The sequence below is a fragment of the Lujinxingia vulgaris genome (assembly GCF_007997005.1).
GTDB lineage: Bacteria > Myxococcota_A > Bradymonadia > Bradymonadales > Bradymonadaceae > Lujinxingia.
Genome location: NZ_VOSL01000058.1, coordinates 52,379 through 68,124, shown reverse-complemented (window position 1 = coordinate 68,124; position 15,746 = coordinate 52,379). Strand labels below are relative to the sequence as shown.

General features: G+C 66.5%; 17 protein-coding genes. 10 read left to right on the top strand and 7 right to left on the bottom strand.

Annotation, left to right across the window (positions count from 1 at the left end):
* Positions 1-175: 175 nt before the first annotated feature.
* Complete coding sequence (locus tag FRC96_RS14860; RefSeq protein ID WP_146975536.1) at positions 176-694, bottom strand: hypothetical protein; 519 nt, start codon at positions 692-694, stop codon at positions 176-178.
* A 242-nt stretch (positions 695-936) separates the two neighbouring features.
* Here FRC96_RS14860 and FRC96_RS14855 point away from each other — a divergent pair, with 242 nt between their 5' ends.
* Complete coding sequence (locus FRC96_RS14855; protein WP_146975534.1) at positions 937-3,300, top strand: glutamine--tRNA ligase/YqeY domain fusion protein; 2,364 nt, start codon at positions 937-939, stop codon at positions 3,298-3,300.
* 33 nt (positions 3,301-3,333) lie between these two features.
* On the opposite strand, the gene FRC96_RS14850 is transcribed toward FRC96_RS14855, so the two are convergent.
* Together FRC96_RS14850 and FRC96_RS14845 are read right to left on the bottom strand one after the other, a co-directional pair.
* A complete protein-coding gene (locus tag FRC96_RS14850; protein ID WP_146975532.1) occupies positions 3,334-3,690 on the bottom strand; it encodes a hypothetical protein in 357 nt (118 codons plus the stop codon).
* 133 nt (positions 3,691-3,823) lie between these two features.
* A complete protein-coding gene (locus tag FRC96_RS14845) occupies positions 3,824-4,219 on the bottom strand; it encodes a hypothetical protein (RefSeq protein WP_146975530.1) in 396 nt (131 codons plus the stop codon).
* A 297-nt stretch (positions 4,220-4,516) separates the two neighbouring features.
* Between FRC96_RS14845 and map the strand changes: the two genes are divergently transcribed.
* Positions 4,517-5,281, top strand: a complete 765-nt coding sequence (gene map, locus FRC96_RS14840) for a type I methionyl aminopeptidase (protein WP_146975528.1) — start codon at positions 4,517-4,519, stop codon at positions 5,279-5,281.
* 133 nt (positions 5,282-5,414) lie between these two features.
* Here the strand turns inward: map and FRC96_RS14835 are convergent, their stop codons facing one another.
* The gene (locus FRC96_RS14835) at positions 5,415-5,780 is read right to left on the bottom strand and encodes an SPW repeat protein (RefSeq protein ID WP_146975526.1); all 366 of its coding nucleotides are present in this window, start codon (positions 5,778-5,780) and stop codon (positions 5,415-5,417) included.
* Between the two features lie 155 nt (positions 5,781-5,935).
* Here FRC96_RS14835 and FRC96_RS14830 point away from each other — a divergent pair, with 155 nt between their 5' ends.
* The gene (locus FRC96_RS14830) at positions 5,936-6,388 is read left to right on the top strand and encodes a hypothetical protein (RefSeq protein ID WP_146975525.1); all 453 of its coding nucleotides are present in this window, start codon (positions 5,936-5,938) and stop codon (positions 6,386-6,388) included.
* Between the two features lie 30 nt (positions 6,389-6,418).
* Here the strand turns inward: FRC96_RS14830 and FRC96_RS14825 are convergent, their stop codons facing one another.
* A complete protein-coding gene (locus FRC96_RS14825) occupies positions 6,419-7,045 on the bottom strand; it encodes a cysteine hydrolase family protein (protein ID WP_146975523.1) in 627 nt (208 codons plus the stop codon).
* Between the two features lie 59 nt (positions 7,046-7,104).
* Between FRC96_RS14825 and FRC96_RS14820 the strand changes: the two genes are divergently transcribed.
* Together FRC96_RS14820 and FRC96_RS14815 are read left to right on the top strand one after the other, a co-directional pair.
* A complete protein-coding gene (locus tag FRC96_RS14820; protein WP_146975521.1) occupies positions 7,105-7,593 on the top strand; it encodes a redoxin domain-containing protein in 489 nt (162 codons plus the stop codon).
* Between the two features lie 400 nt (positions 7,594-7,993).
* Complete coding sequence (locus tag FRC96_RS14815) at positions 7,994-8,662, top strand: hypothetical protein (RefSeq protein WP_146975520.1); 669 nt, start codon at positions 7,994-7,996, stop codon at positions 8,660-8,662.
* Between the two features lie 14 nt (positions 8,663-8,676).
* Here FRC96_RS14815 and FRC96_RS14810 read toward each other — a convergent pair whose 3' ends face one another.
* Entirely contained in the window at positions 8,677-10,428 is a 1,752-nt protein-coding gene (locus FRC96_RS14810) for a GGDEF domain-containing protein (protein ID WP_230470287.1), read from the bottom strand.
* A 228-nt stretch (positions 10,429-10,656) separates the two neighbouring features.
* Here FRC96_RS14810 and FRC96_RS14805 point away from each other — a divergent pair, with 228 nt between their 5' ends.
* The 5 genes from FRC96_RS14805 to FRC96_RS14795 all read left to right on the top strand — a co-directional run bounded on the left by FRC96_RS14805 (position 10,657) and on the right by FRC96_RS14795 (position 14,827).
* Entirely contained in the window at positions 10,657-11,553 is an 897-nt protein-coding gene (locus FRC96_RS14805) for a TIGR01777 family oxidoreductase (protein ID WP_146975516.1), read from the top strand.
* A gap of 112 nt (positions 11,554-11,665) precedes the next feature.
* The gene (locus FRC96_RS22225) at positions 11,666-11,803 is read left to right on the top strand and encodes a hypothetical protein (RefSeq protein WP_230470286.1); all 138 of its coding nucleotides are present in this window, start codon (positions 11,666-11,668) and stop codon (positions 11,801-11,803) included.
* Entirely contained in the window at positions 11,791-11,976 is a 186-nt protein-coding gene (locus tag FRC96_RS22220) for a hypothetical protein (protein ID WP_230470285.1), read from the top strand. The genes FRC96_RS22225 and FRC96_RS22220 overlap by 13 nt, the downstream gene beginning before the upstream one ends.
* 74 nt (positions 11,977-12,050) lie before the next feature.
* On the top strand, positions 12,051-13,895 hold the full coding sequence (locus FRC96_RS14800; RefSeq protein WP_146975515.1) for a hypothetical protein: 1,845 nt from the start codon (positions 12,051-12,053) through the stop codon (positions 13,893-13,895).
* Complete coding sequence (locus FRC96_RS14795; RefSeq protein WP_146975513.1) at positions 13,895-14,827, top strand: MaoC/PaaZ C-terminal domain-containing protein; 933 nt, start codon at positions 13,895-13,897, stop codon at positions 14,825-14,827. Before FRC96_RS14800 ends, FRC96_RS14795 begins: the two co-directional genes overlap by 1 nt.
* On the opposite strand, the gene FRC96_RS14790 is transcribed toward FRC96_RS14795, so the two are convergent.
* Positions 14,824-15,663, bottom strand: a complete 840-nt coding sequence (locus FRC96_RS14790; RefSeq protein WP_146975511.1) for a hypothetical protein — start codon at positions 15,661-15,663, stop codon at positions 14,824-14,826. The genes FRC96_RS14795 and FRC96_RS14790 overlap by 4 nt on opposite strands.
* Between the last annotated feature and the right edge of the window lie 83 nt (positions 15,664-15,746).

Here is a 15,746-nt window from a genome sequence, read left to right as displayed (position 1 = left end):
CGCTCGCGCCCACCCGCAGCGGCAGGCGGCGGCTCGCCGCGGGGGCGGACGCTGCGCACCCCACCCAGGCGCCGCTCGCTGCCAGAGCGCTCAGGCCCGCGAGATGCTTCAGGAAGTTACGGCGATCCATACGAAGCCCGGAGCCATGATAGGAGTGCGAGAGGGCGCGCGGCGCTTAAAAGCTCATGTTGCGCGCGACGCTCTCAAAGAGGTGCAGAAAGAAGAGCCCCGGCACGATCATCGCCACTGCGCTCATGCCTCGCCGAAGCGGCGCTTTTTGACAGGTGGCCAGCGCTGCGCGGTAGGTCAGCCCGGCCACCGAGCCCACCGCCAGGAAGGTAAAGATCCCGAAGGCGGCGTTGGCCAGCATGTTGGGCACCGTCCACAGCTCGGTGGCGAAGGGGCCCGCCTCCGGTCCGATGAAGAAGGTGCGCAACATCCAGAGGGCCACGTAACTTGTGGCTACAAAGCTGGCAAAGACCGCCGCGGGATCGACGTTGTGTCGGTCGCGACGCAGGAACCAGTCGCCCCACAAAAGCGCGAAGGTCGCGCTCAGGCCAAAGCTCAACGAGCTGAACTCGCCGGCGTTCCAGAGCGTGCTCAGCCCGAGGCCGCCGAGCAGACCGCCGAAGCAGAGCATGACGGCGCGGGTCGGGGCGTGGCTCCAGGCGTTTTCAAGAAAGGTGCGAAACATGCATCGTCTCCGGGCAGGCAGGTGGGGCGTGGCAGCCATCAGGATAAACGCCGGGCCGGGGGCTTTCAAATCAACCCGGGCGATTTCTGGCCGACCCGGGCGTTTGTGAGCCGTGATGAGACCCAATGCGTTGCGGGTGTTGGCGCGCCGCGATCTCTGGCATAGGCTACAGCGCGAGATGCCCCCGAAGGTTCGCCTGCGGGCCCGAGTTGATGGATCCCTCCTTTTGAAGCTCCGAGATCATGACAAACCCCTCCGACACCCCGACGCCTTCGAACTTCATCCACGACATCATCGACGCCGACCTGGAGGCCGGGCGCGTCGTCAACGTGGTGACGCGTTTTCCGCCCGAGCCCAACGGCTACCTGCATATCGGCCACGCCAAGTCGATCGTGCTCAACTTCGGCATCGCGCAGAAGTACGGCGGCCAGTGTCATCTTCGCTTCGATGACACCAACCCGCTCACCGAGGATCAGGAGTACGTCGCCTCCATCCAGAACGACGTGCGCTGGCTGGGCTATGACTGGGGCGAGCATCTGTATTTTGCGTCGAACTACTTTGAGACGATGTACGCCTGTGCTGTTCACCTGGTCAAAGAGGGCAAGGCCTACGTCGACAGCCAGAGCCAGGAGGAGATCCGCCAGATGCGAGGTACGCTCACCGAGCCGGGCAAGCCCAGCCCCTACCGCGACCGCAGCGTGGAGGAGAACCTCGAGCTGCTTGAGAAGATGCGCGCCGGGGTGTTCGGCGATGGCGAGCACGTGTTGCGCGCGAAGATCGACATGAGCAACCCGAACATGCTCATGCGCGACCCGCTGATCTACCGCATCCGCCACGCCACCCATCACAACACCGGTGACGACTGGTGCATCTACCCGATGTACGACTTCGCTCACGCGCTTGAAGATGCGATCGAGGGGGTGACCCACTCGATCTGCACTCTGGAGTTTGAGAACAACCGCGAGCTCTACGACTGGGTGATCGCCAACTGCCCGGTGGAGAGCGAGCCGCATCAGTATGAGTTTGCCAGGCTCAACCTGGGCTACACGGTGATGAGCAAGCGCAAGCTTTTGCAGCTGGTGCGCGATGAGGTTGTGGAGGGCTGGGACGATCCGCGTATGCCGACGATCGCCGGGATGCGCCGGCGCGGCGTGCCCCCGGAGGCGCTGCGTAACTTCTGCCAGCTCATCGGCGTGGCCAAGGCCAACAGCACCGTCGATATTCAGCTGCTGGAGTACGCGATCCGCGACGAGCTCAACATGAAGGCGCCGCGGGTGATGGCGGTCATCGATCCGGTGAAGGTCGTGATCACCAACTACCCCGAGGGTCAGGTGGAGTGGCTCGACGCCGACTACTTCCCCCACGACGTGCCCCTGGAGGGCACGCGGAAGGTGCCCTTTAGCCGCGAGCTCTACATTGAGCGCGACGACTACCTCGAAGACGCCCCGAAGAAGTGGTACCGGCTGGCGCCGGGCGCCGAGGTGCGCCTGCGCTACGGCTATTACATCACCTGCGATGAGGCGATTTACGGGGAGGATGGCGAGCTCAAAGAGCTGCGCTGCACCTACGACCCGGAGTCGCGTGGGGGCTCGACGCCCGACGGGCGCAAGGTGCGCGGCACGATCCACTGGGTGAGCGCGGCCGAGGCGAAGCCCGCCACGTTCAACCTCTACGACCGGCTCTTTACGGTGGAGCGCCCCGACGGCGACGCCGACGTTGACTTTCAGGACTACCTCAACCCGGAGTCGCTGGTCGTGGCGCAGGGCTTCATTGAGCCCAGCGTGGTCGAGGACGCCGACGATGTGCGCTACCAGTTTGAGCGTCAGGGGTACTTCTGGCGCGACGGGAGCTCGGAGGCCGACGCGCTGGTCTTTAACCGCATCGTGGGGCTTCGGGACTCCTGGTCGAAGCAGCAGAAAAAGGACGAGCCGAAGCAGGCAACGCCGAAGCCGAAGGCCGAGAAGTCCACAAAAGACGCGGGTGCGAAGGCCTCCTCAAGCGATGATCGTCCGAACAAGCGCCCGGCCTCCTACGAGCGTGACCAGGCCCGCGCGGCCAACCCGGAGCTCGCGGCCCGCCAGGTGCGCTACGGCCAGGAGCTCGGCCTGAGCGAAGACGACGCCGACCTGCTCAGCGGGGATATGGACGTGGCGACCTTCTTTGAGGCGGCGCTCGCCAGCTACGACACCCCGGCGTCGGTGGCGCCCTGGATCGTCAACGAGGTGCTGCCGCTGGTGCCCGAAGAGAAGACCGTGGCCGCGCTCGATCTTTCTGCGGAGGATGTGGCCGCGCTGGTGAAGATGGTCGACGCCGATCGCATCACCACCGCGGTCAGCCGTGAGGTGCTGCAGGCGGTGCTGGAGGGCGCCGGCGATCCGGAGAAGGTGGTGGCCGAGCGGGGCCTGGAGAAGGTCAGCGACGCGGCCTCGCTGGAGCCGGTGATCGACGAGGTGATGGCCAACAACCCCGACAACGTGGCGCGTTACCGCGAGGGTAAGACCACGTTGCTGGGCTTCTTTATCGGGCAGGTGATGCGCGCCACCGGTGGCGCCGCCGACGCGGTGAAGGTGCGCGAGATGCTGGAGCGTAAGCTGGGCGAAGGCTGATTCATCGCGTTGTGATCCGGGGCTGCGCGGCGTTCAGGCCGCGCGGCGCTCGGATGAGGCGGCGTCGGAGCCTGTATCGCGGTGGCTCCGGCGTCGCGCGCGCAGCTTGCGGGCGATCGTCAGCGCGAAGGCGCGGCGAGGGCAGTCAAAAGAGAGGGCGGGGTGATCGAGCAGCGCGTCGGCGTGTGGGTCGGGGTGGGTGGCCAGCGCGATGAGGGTGCGCTCAAGCTGTGAGGCGGTGCAGCCGGCGTCGAAGATCTCGGCGCGAAGTTCGCTTAAGGGCGAGTGGGGATTTTCGGAGCGGGCGTGGAAGAGGGTTTCAAGCCGGCTCAGGGCGCGGGCGTGGTCGAAGGGTTTGAGCGAAGCGCGGCAGTGGTAAGAGCGGGCCATATCCATCCCCCTTAAAGGTCGAAGTTCAGGGCGGCGCGCCCGGTGGTGGGTGCGCCTCTCCCTTTTGTTATCGCGCCGGCGCGCGAGAAGTTGCCGGCCGGCGCGATCTTTTCGGCATTTCGGGGATCGGTGATCAGTCTTCGGGTTCCAGGTACACGCCCATGAGCAGGTGGGAGGCTTTGGGCGCGTGGACCGAGAGGGCGACGCGGGGCTGGATCACGCTCAAGCCCCGGTCGAGCAGGGTGTGGCGGCCCTCGGAGGTGAAGATGTCGACGTGGCCGCGAATAAGCTCCAGGGTGACCACCCCGTCGGTGAGGTGGCGCGGCCAGGTGGCGTCGGCCTCAAAGCTAAGGGCCATCAGCGTGAAGGGGCCGCGTTTAAAGAGGGTGATCTGGCGGTGGCCGTCGGTGGAGGCGCCCTCTTCGAGATCGAGGGCGTCAAAGGTGCGGACCAGATCGAAGGTGGTGAGATCGTCGGCGAAGCGCTCGCGGGGAGGCGGGCGCAGGCGTTGGGGATGAGGATGTTCCATCGTGAGGCTCCCTGGCGCGAGGTGGTGAGGCCCCGTGCTGGCGGGGCTTGAGAGCAAGGCTCCTGATCAAAGGTAGGGGCGGCCGCCTCACCACAAAACGGGGCGTTGCGATGCGGGAGCGTGGCGCGGCGCGGGTTGACAGGCGGGCGCAGGCGACGACACTGCGCGAGCCACAGCGGGCCGCGTTCACGATTAGGCGTGGCCAAGAAATCGTTTTGAGTTTTTTTGCGTGAGTGTGACATAAGGGGGCAGGCCCGCATCCTGCGGGGTTTGCCACCATTTTTTCAGGGATCGTCCATGGCCATTTCGGAAGCTGATCTGACGAAGTTGCGACGTATCGGAAGCATCGTCGCCGAGACCATCCAGGAGATGGCCGACCACCTTAAGGCGGGCATGACCACCGGGGAGCTCGACGCGATCGGGCGAGCGTACCTGGAGAAGCACGGGGCGCGCTCGGCCCCGGAGCTCGTCTACAACTTCCCGGGTGCGACCTGCATCAGCGTCAACCACCGCGCCGCCCACGGGATCCCTGGCGATCTGGAGATCGCCGAGGGGGATCTTGTGAACATCGATGTCTCGGCGGAGCTCGACGGCTTTTTCGGGGATTCGGGCGCCTCGTTCGGGGTGGGCACGATCACCGAGGAGCAGCAGGCGCTGCTCAGCGCCACCGAGGAGGCGCTGGAGAAGGCGATGAGCATGGCGCGCCACGGTCGGCCCATTCAGATGGTGGGGCGCGTGGTGGAGACGATGGCGCGCAAGCGCGGGTTCACGGTCATCCGCAACCTGGGCGGCCACGGCATCGGGCGCAGCCTGCATGAGAAGCCCAGCTTCATCCCGCATTTTTACGACCGCAGCGAGAAGCGCCGCTTCAAAGAGGGGATGGTGCTCACGCTGGAGCCCTTTCTGGCGATGGGCGCCAAAGAGGTCGAAGACAGCGATGACGGCTGGACGCTGCTCACCGAGAACCGCGGGCTTGTGGCGCAGTTCGAGCACACCATGATCATCACGCGCGATGAGCCCATCGTGCTCACTCGCCGCCCCGGGGCCCCACCGGTGGGGTGAGGGCGGCGGCTCGGTTGATTCGATGCAGGGGGAGACGCGAGCGAGAGTAAGGCGCCCGGCTGCGGCGTCGCGAGGCCGAGCGTCCGTGCGACGACAGGTTGCTGTTTTGTGCTAAGTGGTTGATTTGCAGGGGTTATCTGGCGCGAAGGGGGCGCGATGCCGCCTCACTGGTGGCCACCACCAGGGTGAGGGCGCCGAGGATAAAGGCGTTCCAGAAGGCGGCGCGGATGTCGTAGTAGTCGGCGACAAAAGGGCTGATCATCAGCCAGAGGGCGACGATGAGCGTCGTCCAGCGCAGACCGGTGAGGCCGGTGGGGTTGGCAAAGCGCAACAGCGCGATGAGCGTGAGGCTCGCGCCGATGAGGGTGGCGTTCCACCAGGCGTTCGGATCCCAGGCAAACCCCAGCAGGTAGGGGGAGAGCAGCAGCCAGATGCCGGCGGTGAGGATGAAAGCGTAGACCAGCGCGGCGCGGCGAGGGGACCGGGTAAGGGTGGCCATAATCACTCCTTGCGTGGTGGCGAGGGGCTCCCGGGCAAGAACATAGACACCATGCGGGGAAGGGGGCGCTCATACGCGGAACGCTTGAGATCTTGCGGGTTGTGAGCAGGTTTGGGCTCGTTACTTCAGTGGTGAGACGTAAGCCCGGGAGAACTATGAGTACGAAGAAGCAGGACGTATCGGATGTGACGCGCTGGGTTCGGGAGGTGGGGGCGTGGAAGAGCGAGCATCGACGATTGCGCGCGCTGCTGGCGCGGATCGACGCCACGCTCAGCCAGCGGGAGAGGGCGGTAGAAGACGCGCTGTGGGTGCGAGCGCACGCCGCCGACGCACATGAAGCGAAGCGCGCCGAGGAGGTGCTCCGGCGCGCGCTCAAGGAGGTGGAGCGTGAGCAGGCTCAGACCCACGATCGTCTGGAGGCGATCTGCGAGTCGCTCGACGAAGTAAAGCTGGAGAAGGCCTCGGCGCTGACCTCCCCCGGGGAGCATCCTCCGGAGCGGGTCGGCACCTCAGGAGAGGCCCCGGGCGATGAAGATCGGGTGGAGGAGGCGGTCTGGGAGTCGTTTCCGGCCAGTGACCCGCCCTCCTACAACCCGGGGCGCGCATAGGGCGCGCTGGAGCGCGCGCAGACGATGCGCTCAGCCGAAGTTCAGATCGGCTCCGTGCGCGACCACCTTGCCGTTGTAGAGCGAGGTGATCTGGCGCAGGGTCGAGGCCTGATCAAACGCGGTGAGCGCGCTGATGCCGTCGGCGGGCACGACCACATCGAACCAGCGGAGCCCGGCGGAGGCGGCGGTCTGGGCGACGCAGATGTTGGCGACGGTGCCCACGATGATCACCGTCTCGATCTTCCAGATGCGCGAGAGGTAATGCTCGAGCTCGGTGCCGTAGAAGGCATCGTAGCGGGCTTTTTGCACCACGTGATCGCCGGGCTGCGGGCTGAGTCGGTCCACGATCTGCCAGCCCCGGGAGCCCAACATGCAGTGAACGGGCCAGATCTCGAACTCGCGGTCGTCGCTGGTGTGGGTGTCCTGGGTGAAGACGACGCGCGCGCCGCTCTTGCGCGCGCGCTCCACCAGCGCCTCGATGGCCGGCAGGGTGGAGGGGGCGGCCGGCACAAAGAGCGAGCCGTCCGGATCAACGAAGTCGTTCTGCATATCGACCACGATCAGCGCGGTGCGCGAGGGGTCGAGGGTCAGCGTCGGGGTGAGGGGGAGCTCGGGAAGCTCCAGCGAAGATTTGTCAGGCAGGCCGGTGAGCGTCATCATTACTCCATGGCAACATCGTGAGCGTCAGCAGGTGGAGATCGCATCCGGGGTCGAAGATGGCGAAGTTAGAGGTCGGTGATCGCGCGCCGGAGTTTGAGCTGCCCGATGCCTCGGGTCGTCCGGTGCGCTTGAGTCAGGCGCTGAAGCGGGGGCCGGTGCTGCTGGTCTTCTACCCCGGGGATTTTTCGCCGGTGTGCACCCGGCAGTTGTGCGGCTACCGCGACGGCTACGCGCGTTTTGAGTCGCTGGGGGTGCAGATGCTGGGGATCAGCGACGACACCATCGATAAGCACCGCCGCTTCACAGAGGAGCATAAATTTCCCTTCGCCCTGCTGGCCGATCCGCAGCGCGAGGTGATCGACGCCTACGCCGGCACCGGGATGATGTCCGGCGGCCGGGCGCATCGGGCGAACTTTCTGGTGGGGCAGGATGGGCGGCTGGCCTATGTCTTCGTGGAGAAGGTCAGCCTCTTTCATCGGGGGGCCGATGAGCTTTTTGAGGCGGTGCGTGCGGCCTTGCAGGCGCACGTTCAGCCACCGAAGTAAGCCCAGGCGGCGAGCCCGAGGATGGCGAGCAATGCGCTGCAGATCATCAGCGTGGCCTGCAGGTGGGGGCTTTTTCGAAAGGAGTCGGGGGTTAGAGCCATGAGGGTGCTTCCTCCGTGAAGCGGCGCGACGAGACGGCGTGGAGGCAGGCGCGCGAGTGGTCGTAGGGTAAAATGAGCACAATGATTGAGCATAAGCACCGCCCGAAGCGCTCCAAGGCGCAGCGGTGGTGCCGCAGCGATCCCGGGGTAGCTTCTGATACCATGCTCCCCGGGGAGGTGAATGACGATGGGATTGATGGTATCACTGCCGATCCCGGGTGGCGAGCCGGACAACGGCACGCGCCCTGGCGAGCGAGATGACTGTGATGAACCGGAACGGGACGATGGCAGGAGATGCGATGCGACGTGAATTCTGGCGGATGGTGGCGGTGGCTTTGATGTGCAGCGTGGGCGCTGCCGGCTGTGCGGGAGATGTGGATGACCCCTCGGATGTCGGCACCATTGAGGATAGCGGCGGTGATGCCGGTGGCGATGTGGCACCGGACGCCGAGGATCCTGACGCCGAGGAGCCCGATGCCGAGGATCCTGACGCCGAGGAGCCCGATGCCGAGGATCCTGACGCCGAGGAACCGGACGCTGAGGAGCCCGATGCCGACGATCCCCCCTCGGGAGACGGGACGAGCTGTGAGCAGGCCATCGATGTGACCGAGGGTGGGGTGCTCGACGCGCAGACCACTGTGGGCGGGCCGGAGAACCAGGACGCCGATGGTGAGGGGTGCCCCAGCGGTCGCGTCAGCGGGCCGGAGCTCATCTACGTGGTGAATCCGGCCGAGGCCACCAGCTACCGCGTGCGCGTGGAGCCCAATGAGGTGAGCTTTGATCCGATGATCTACGTGCGCAGCGGGTGTGAGACCTCGGTGTGTCTGGCAGGCACGGTGTTCAGCGGTCCGGGAGATGCGGAGACGCTGGATTTTGAGGCGCCCGGTGGCGAGCCCAGCTACATCATCGTCGACGGGGAGCTGCTCTCGGAGGGAAGTTTCCGCCTGGAGGTGACGATCGCGGAGTGAGGCGAGGGTGGGACTCAGGCCGGAGAGGGCGCGCGCTTGTTGGCGGCGCCCTTTTTGGCGTTCTTGATGTGGTACATGCGGCTGTCGGCCAGGGCCAGAGCGCCCATCGGGTCGCCCGCGACCTCATCGAGGTGGGCGGCGCCGGTGCTGACGTCGGCGCGCTGAAACCCACGTCGGCGCAGCCGCTCCAGGATGCGCGAAAAGCGCTCGTCGAGCCAGTCGCGGTCGCCGGGGGCGCCGGGGTTGGGCAGCAGGAGCACGAACTCATCGCCGCCGATGCGGTAGATGTGGTCGACGTCGCGAAACCCCTGCTGAAGCTCGTCGGCGAACGCGAAGAGCAGCTCGTCGCCGTGTTTGTGGCCGTGGGCATCGTTGATGGTCTTGAGGCCGTCGAGGTCGCAGAAGACGACCATAACGTCGGGGTTTTGCTCCGCCTCGAGCATCGCGGCGATGTCGTCTTCAAAGGCGCTGCGGTTGCGCAGACGAGTGAGGCTGTCGGTGCGTGCGACGCTCTCGGCGGTGGAGACGCGGCCCTGGAGTTGTTGCATGCGCTCGGCCACCGAATAGGCCATCGCCAGCATGCCTAAGGCGGTGCTGGCCAACGTCGCCAGGCGCACCGTGGCGGTGGGAAGATCGAGGATGAGCGCGTCGGCGATGGTCAGAGACGCGCCGATAAAGAGCAGGCTGAAGGCCAGCAAAAAGATGCGCGCGGCGCTCACCCCGGCGCGCCAGGAGCGCCAGACGCCCAGGGCCATCAGGCTCAACGCCAGCGCGGCGGCGCCGGCCTGCAGGTGGTAGACCAGGGTGTAACTCGCGATCGGGATGACGCCGAGCAAGAGCGTGACGGCCAGGGTGGCCGCATCGAAGACGCGGGCCAGGCGCGGTGAGACCAGCCGCAGGCTCAGAAACTCTCGGGAGAAGAGGAGCACAAAGAGCACCATCGCGTTGTTGGCCGTCAGGTTGAGCAGGCTGGTGTCGGTGTCGGGCATCACGAAGATGCGCAAAAGCTCGTAATGTGTCAGCCAGAGCATGGCGGAGGCGAAGGTGTAGCAGGCGAAGTAGAGGTAGACCTGCTCGCGCACCCGCGCCCAGATGGAGAGGGAGTGCACCGTGAGTGCCAGCAGGATGCCCAGGGAGAGCAAGAGCGTGATCTGCAGGCGCAGGCTATGCTGGTTGAAGGTGCGGCGCGACTGCAGCTCAATCTCACCGAGATGGATATGCGGCGGGACCCGGGCGGTGATGAAGAGGGCGAGCTCGTAGGGCTCGTTGGGTCGCAGCGCCAGGGGGAGGCTGTGGCCGACCACGGGAAGGGGGCGGTCGAGAGCGTGAAGGTCGCGACCGGTACGAAGATGTTGAGGCAGGCCGCCGAGTCTGGGGGTGGCGATGAGCTCGACCTCCTGCACGGTGGGGAGCAAAAAGGAGAGCACGACGTTGGGGTCTGGGGCGGTGTTGATGACGTCGAAGAGCAGCACGTGGCGGCCGACCTCGTAGGGGAGGGTGCCGCCGGGGTAGAGGGGGATCTCGCCGGCGATGCGCCTCAGCTCGGGGAGGTCGGCCGGGGCGTAGCGCGCCTGTGGGTCGGCGATCACTTTGACGCCGCCGGCCAGCGAGACGGTGTTCTGCGCGGTCACGCGAATCGTCGGCGCCGGTTGCGCGCTGAGGCGTGGCGAGAGCCCGAGGAGCGTGCCAAAAACCAGCAGCGCCAGCGCGAGGCGATGGACGCCGGCCAGCGGTGAGCGCGCAGATTGAGAGGTTAAGAACGCCATCGTTCGTCGCTCAGGACGCGGGAGGCAGGGGCCTTCATCGGCCTTGCGGCAGAAGGGGAGATGCTGCGAATAGGGGCGTTGTAGAGGCATCAAAGGGATGTGTCGATGCCTCTAACGGGCGAAGGAACACACCGGGGGCTTGAAAACAAGGCCGGGTGCTCTACTTTTCGCAGCCGAAGTCGCCCCGATGGTCGCGGCGATGCGAGTGTCCAGTATGAGGATGATGCAATGAATCGAGTGGCGATCAGTGGTGCGAGCGGGCTTGTGGGTGGGGCGTTGCGGGAGCGGCTGGAGGCCGAGGGCGTGGAGGTGGTGGCGATGGTGCGCTCGCGCGAACGCGACGGCATCTACTGGTCCGCCGAGCGTGGGGAGCTTGATGAGGGGGCGCTCGCCAGCGTGGACGCGGTGGTGCACCTGGCCGGTGAGAGCCTGGCGGCGGGGCGGTGGACCGAGGCGCAGAAGCGGCGGATTCTGGAGAGTCGGGTTCAGGGCACCGAGCTGATTGCCGGGGCGCTGGCGAGGATGGAGAAGGGGCCAAAGACGCTGATCTGCGCGTCGGCGGTGGGGTATTATGGCGACACGGGGAGTCAGTGGGTCGATGAGGGCTCGGCGTCCGGGGAGGGGTTTCTGGCGGAGGTGTGTCGGGCGTGGGAGGGGGCCTGCGAGCCGGCGCGTGGGGCGGGCGTGCGTGTGGTCAACGCGCGCTTTGGCGTGATCACCTCCTCGGAAGGGGGAGCGCTCGATAAGATGATGCTCCCCTTTAAGATGGGCGTGGGTGGGCCGATGGGCAGCGGTGAGCAGTACATGAGCTGGGTGGCGCTGGACGACGTGGTGGGGGCGCTGTGCTGGCTCTTGCTGGAGTCGAAGATCGAGGGGCCGATCAACGTGGTCAGCCCCAATCCGGTGCCCAACGCCGCGTTTGCAAAAGCGCTGGGCCACGCCATGAACCGTCCGGCGGTGGTTCCGACGCCGGGCTTTGCGCTGAAGGTGGCGCTGGGCAGTGAGATGGCCGAAGAGATGCTGCTCAAGGGCCAGCGCGTACGCCCGAAACGGCTTGAGGAGGGGGGCTATCGCTTTGAGCATCCGGAGGTGGAGGAGGCGCTGCGCGATGCTGTGAAGGGGTGAGTGCGCGTCGTCGCCCGGGGCACAGCAAGGTCGACGCGGGTGGGAAAGTCGCTAAAGTAGGCGCGCTCGCCAGAGTGCGGGCGTCCTCGCTCTCTGTTCCCAGACCCATCCTATGACATCTTCATCTCCCGGCCGCGGAGGCGCGCTGTGGGCGCGCCTCTTCCCCAATCCGCGTTTTTACGGCTGGACGGTGGTCGGCCTGAGCTTTCTGGCCTGTGCGCTCTCTTCATTGAGGCGTTGGGGGCGATAAAGGGGGTCAACGCGGTGCGCAACGGCTCCACGGCGGTGAGGCCGCCGCTGGTGGCCTGGCTTATCGGGGAGGCCGCCCACTTCGAGCGGGCGCTCGTGGTGTTGGGCGCGATGTCGGCTTTGGCGGTGGTGCTGGCGCTTGTGATGCGACCGCCGGCGCGCACCTCGGCTTGAAAAAGTCGCGGGGGCGGGCTAGGGCTGGCGGCGTTTGCACACACCTTGAATCCCCCACAGAAGGGAGGCGCACGATGAGCGCAGAGCCTGAAGTGCAGTCCGAGCATGCCCCTGGTGATGGTTGTCAGCAGAAGCCGGTGGAGGTGGTGGCGATCACCCCTCCGAACACGCTGCGCCGACGTATGGCGAGCTTTGCAGAAGTCGGCGAGCGAAAGACGCGCTACTCGCTCCCCGAGGAGCTGCACAGCGCGTCGCCGGTGGGCTATCGGCGGCGCGTGGCGCTGAGTCGCGAAGAGGCGGAGGATGCGTTGCAGCTGCTCTCGCTGGAGCGCCCGAGCGGGTTCGGGGCGGTGGAGGCGATTGAGGAGGGCGAGCTCTTTGAGGAGTGCGCGCTGGGGGTGATGAGCGCGCGGCAGTCGACGAACTTTCGGGGGCACCGTCAGGTGAGCTTCGGCCCTGAAGATTCGGTGCGGCTGGCGCATGTGCTGCGCAGCCTGGGGCACCTGGATGCGCCGGTGCTGGACAACGCCTCGTATACCCATGTGGTGCTGAGCCGGCCCTACCGGACGCCTTTTACGCTGCTCTTGACGCTGATCGGGCATAAGCCGGTGAAGAGCTTGCTGACGGTGCCGTATCGGGCGTTGCGCAAGAAGTTCTGGCATGAAGACGACATCCCCTCGGTGGGGTATCTGCAGCAGCTGCACGTGGGCATTCTGGCGGACGCGATGGAGCGCGCGGCGGTGGTGGCCTCCTGTGGGCGGCGGCGCGCGCAGGTGTTCTCGGCGCCCTTTTGCAGCGAGCCGCGACGCAAAGAGAACCGTCCGATGTTGCGCGCGATCGAGGAGATGTGCGGGTTGACCTCGACGGAGCGCGCCCAGGGCTGGCGGGTGGCGCTGGTCGCGCAGGTGGGCCGCGCGCTGCCGGGGGAGGGGGTTTCGCTTTCGCGGGAGCTCTGCCGCAAGATCGGCGCGAACTTGATGGCGTTTCGAAGTGAGCGCATTCAACCGGGTAGCAACGCCGATGAGAGCGCACCCGAGGAGTATCAGCACGATCAGGGGATGGTGGTTCCGGAGGAGCTCACGGTGATGGCCGGTCGCGCGGCCTACAACGCGTTTGCGCATTGGACTGGCTGCGATCGCGAGCGGGCCAAGCGCCTGATGATGCTGGAGCGAATCGACGTGCTGACGCCCGCGGGGCAGGCGCGCATTCACGAGGTTCAGCGCGGGCTTGATGAGGTGACCGACCGGGTGATTGCGACCCTGCCGACCTGGGCCGATCTTCCGGTGGGCCGGGCGTTTAGTCGCAACGCCGAGCGGGGGCGCAAGGCCTTCGGGCTGGCCGGGCAGCGCATCTACATCGGGGGGCTCTCTCGTCGCGAGGTGGCCAGGGCTGGGTTGGACTGGGATCAGTGCGTGCGCGCTATCGGCGCGTGTGCGGCGCGCAGCGGGCTTGTCGCCGAGTTGATGGGGGTGATGGAGCTGCCCGAGGGCTGCGATCTGCTCGCGGGGCTCTGCCTGATGGCCGGTCCGGTCAACCAGAATGACATCGGCAAGGCGTTTTACGGTCAGCCCGATCTTCTGGCGAAGACCTTTGAGGGGCGCGATCCTACGTCGCTCCTGGTGTGGACGCTCAAAGCGAAGACGGTGGCCGACCCGATTGGTAATGAGGAGCAGCTGATGAACCCGCGCCGCCAGGGCAAGCTCGTCGATCTTCGCCCGGGGCCGCATGAGGTGGTTCAGATGGCGCGGGGCGGCAGGCTCGAGCCGATGCGACGGCGTGACGAGAAGGTCAACGCGGAGCGCGCGTTTGGTGATGTGAACAACTTCGTGGTCGACCCGAAGGGGCGAGGGATTCCGGGCAATAAGGGCGCGGCCTGGCCTGCGACCTGGCGGCGTGAAGCGGTCTGGGAGGTGAAGTGATGCAAACGGGGACGCAAAACGAGATGGTGTTTGAGGCGTTGCCCGCGCTGGGCCCCCTTTATGTAAAGGCCGCCGCGCGCCGCCGCGCCGTGCCCACGCCACAGACCGAGCTGAAGGCGTTGAGCGCGCGTGTGGATCGGGTGCGCATCGATCACGATGAGCTCGCGCGTTATCGCGCGCTCTGCGGGATCGCGGATCACGGTGTGGTGCCGCTGCCTTATCTGCAGGTGCTCGCTACGCCGCTGCACGCCGCGATCATCGCGCACGCGGACTTCGGCCTGCCGGCGCTGGGCCTGGTGCATCTTGAGAACAGCCTGCATCAGCACCGGGCGGTGAAGGTGGACGAGGTGCTGCGTTTGAGCGCGCGGGTCGACGAGGGGCAGTGGGATGAGCGGCTCGGTTATGTGGTGTCGCTGGTCAGTGAGGCTTACGTCGGCGACGAGCTTGTCTGGGAGAGCCGCCTGCGGGCGCTCTCGCCGGTGCGCTCGAAGCGATCGAAGCAGACATCGAGTTCCAGGAGGGCGCCGGAGGTAGGGGAGCGCCAGGGCGCCCGGGTGTCGGTGATGGTGCGCGCTCCTGAAGATCTGGGGCGGCGTTATGCGGCGGTCTCTGGCGACTTCAACCCGATTCATTTGCATGCGTGGACGGCGCGGCCCTTCGGCTTTGATCGGGCGATCGCGCACGGGATGTGGACGCTCTCGCGGGCCTGGGGGGAGGTGCAGGAGCTGATCGACGTGCAGGCTCCGGTGGCGCTCTCGGTGCGATTTCGCAAGCCGGTGAAGTTGCCGGCGCGATTGTGGATCGCCGCCTGGCCGGCCGATGATGAGGCCGGAGGGTTTGAGATCTGCTGTCAGAGCCCCGATGGTCGCCTCACGCACCTGGAGGGCGCGGTGCAGGTGGGGCGTGGCGTCTCGCAGGTCGAGCACGCTTAGTCGGAAAAGACGGCGTCAGGCCTGGACTTCAGGGCCTGACAGTCGACCGAGGGGGCGACGCGTTTGAGTTCCACGTAGTTGAGATCGGGGTTGCTCAGGGGCTCGGCTTCGGGGCCGCCGCGTAGAAATCGGCTGGTGGCGTCGACGACGCTCTGCTCGCTGTTCCAGCGGACGCTGCCACGCAGGTGATCCGGGGCCTGAACGTGGAAGGAGTATTCGTCCCAGCCGCGCTGCACCACGCGAACTTCGCCGTCGATAAGGCCCTCGACCTGCACGGAGAGGCCCGGGTGCCCGTCGCCATCCTGGTCGAAGACGCGCGGGTCGTCGGCGTCTTCGGGCAAGGTCTCATTGGCGGGGTCGCGAAGTCGAACGCCGCGGATGTCCCAGGCTCGGGCCACATCGAGGACCCAGGCATCGTTGTCGCGGCGCAGTGTGCCGCGGCGTGTGCGCTCCGGGAGGCTCTCGACGAAGGCGTCGGGGATGGTCGTGCGGACCACCCGCGAGCCGTCGAGGGTGGCGTTGCACGCGCGCGACTTCATGCGCAGGCGGGTGCCCTCCTGTTCCACGTCGACAATAAGGTAGGCGGTGGTGGTGGTGTCGACGCGTCCGACACCCATGACTTTGGCGCGCGCGGTGGTGACCAGCTTCTGAGCAAAGCGCCCGCTGAGGTCGGGCGGTGTGGCCTCCGACTCCGCGGGATCGCTCGCGAGGGCAAGGCCCGAACGTGCGGTGAGCGCAGAGGTCACGTGGGGCTGCGGTGCCTCGTAGAGGGGGGCCGGCGAGGGGGCCATCAGGGGCATTGCGATGAGGACGGCGAGGGCTGGAAAACCAGGCATATCAAACTCGAAGTGCAGGGTGGGCCTACAAGGTGATGGTCCGTGATCCTCACCACGAGCGGTCCGGAAGCAATGCCGAAACT

Excerpts from the sequence above, each read along its gene's own strand:
- FRC96_RS14860 (WP_146975536.1), bottom strand. The coding sequence starts at position 694 with ATGTTTCGCACCTTTCTTGAAAACGCCTGGAGCCACGCCCCGACCCGC.
- FRC96_RS14855 (WP_146975534.1), top strand. The coding sequence starts at position 937 with ATGACAAACCCCTCCGACACCCCGACGCCTTCGAACTTCATCCACGAC.
- FRC96_RS14850 (WP_146975532.1), bottom strand. The coding sequence starts at position 3,690 with ATGGCCCGCTCTTACCACTGCCGCGCTTCGCTCAAACCCTTCGACCAC.
- FRC96_RS14845 (WP_146975530.1), bottom strand. The coding sequence starts at position 4,219 with ATGGAACATCCTCATCCCCAACGCCTGCGCCCGCCTCCCCGCGAGCGC.
- map (WP_146975528.1), top strand. The coding sequence starts at position 4,517 with ATGGCCATTTCGGAAGCTGATCTGACGAAGTTGCGACGTATCGGAAGC.
- FRC96_RS14835 (WP_146975526.1), bottom strand. The coding sequence starts at position 5,780 with ATGGCCACCCTTACCCGGTCCCCTCGCCGCGCCGCGCTGGTCTACGCT.
- FRC96_RS14830 (WP_146975525.1), top strand. The coding sequence starts at position 5,936 with ATGAGTACGAAGAAGCAGGACGTATCGGATGTGACGCGCTGGGTTCGG.
- FRC96_RS14825 (WP_146975523.1), bottom strand. The coding sequence starts at position 7,045 with ATGACGCTCACCGGCCTGCCTGACAAATCTTCGCTGGAGCTTCCCGAG.
- FRC96_RS14820 (WP_146975521.1), top strand. The coding sequence starts at position 7,105 with ATGGCGAAGTTAGAGGTCGGTGATCGCGCGCCGGAGTTTGAGCTGCCC.
- FRC96_RS14815 (WP_146975520.1), top strand. The coding sequence starts at position 7,994 with ATGCGACGTGAATTCTGGCGGATGGTGGCGGTGGCTTTGATGTGCAGC.
- FRC96_RS14810 (WP_230470287.1), bottom strand. The coding sequence starts at position 10,428 with ATGGCGTTCTTAACCTCTCAATCTGCGCGCTCACCGCTGGCCGGCGTC.
- FRC96_RS14805 (WP_146975516.1), top strand. The coding sequence starts at position 10,657 with ATGAATCGAGTGGCGATCAGTGGTGCGAGCGGGCTTGTGGGTGGGGCG.
- FRC96_RS22225 (WP_230470286.1), top strand. The coding sequence starts at position 11,666 with ATGACATCTTCATCTCCCGGCCGCGGAGGCGCGCTGTGGGCGCGCCTC.
- FRC96_RS14800 (WP_146975515.1), top strand. The coding sequence starts at position 12,051 with ATGAGCGCAGAGCCTGAAGTGCAGTCCGAGCATGCCCCTGGTGATGGT.
- FRC96_RS14795 (WP_146975513.1), top strand. The coding sequence starts at position 13,895 with ATGCAAACGGGGACGCAAAACGAGATGGTGTTTGAGGCGTTGCCCGCG.
- FRC96_RS14790 (WP_146975511.1), bottom strand. The coding sequence starts at position 15,663 with ATGCCTGGTTTTCCAGCCCTCGCCGTCCTCATCGCAATGCCCCTGATG.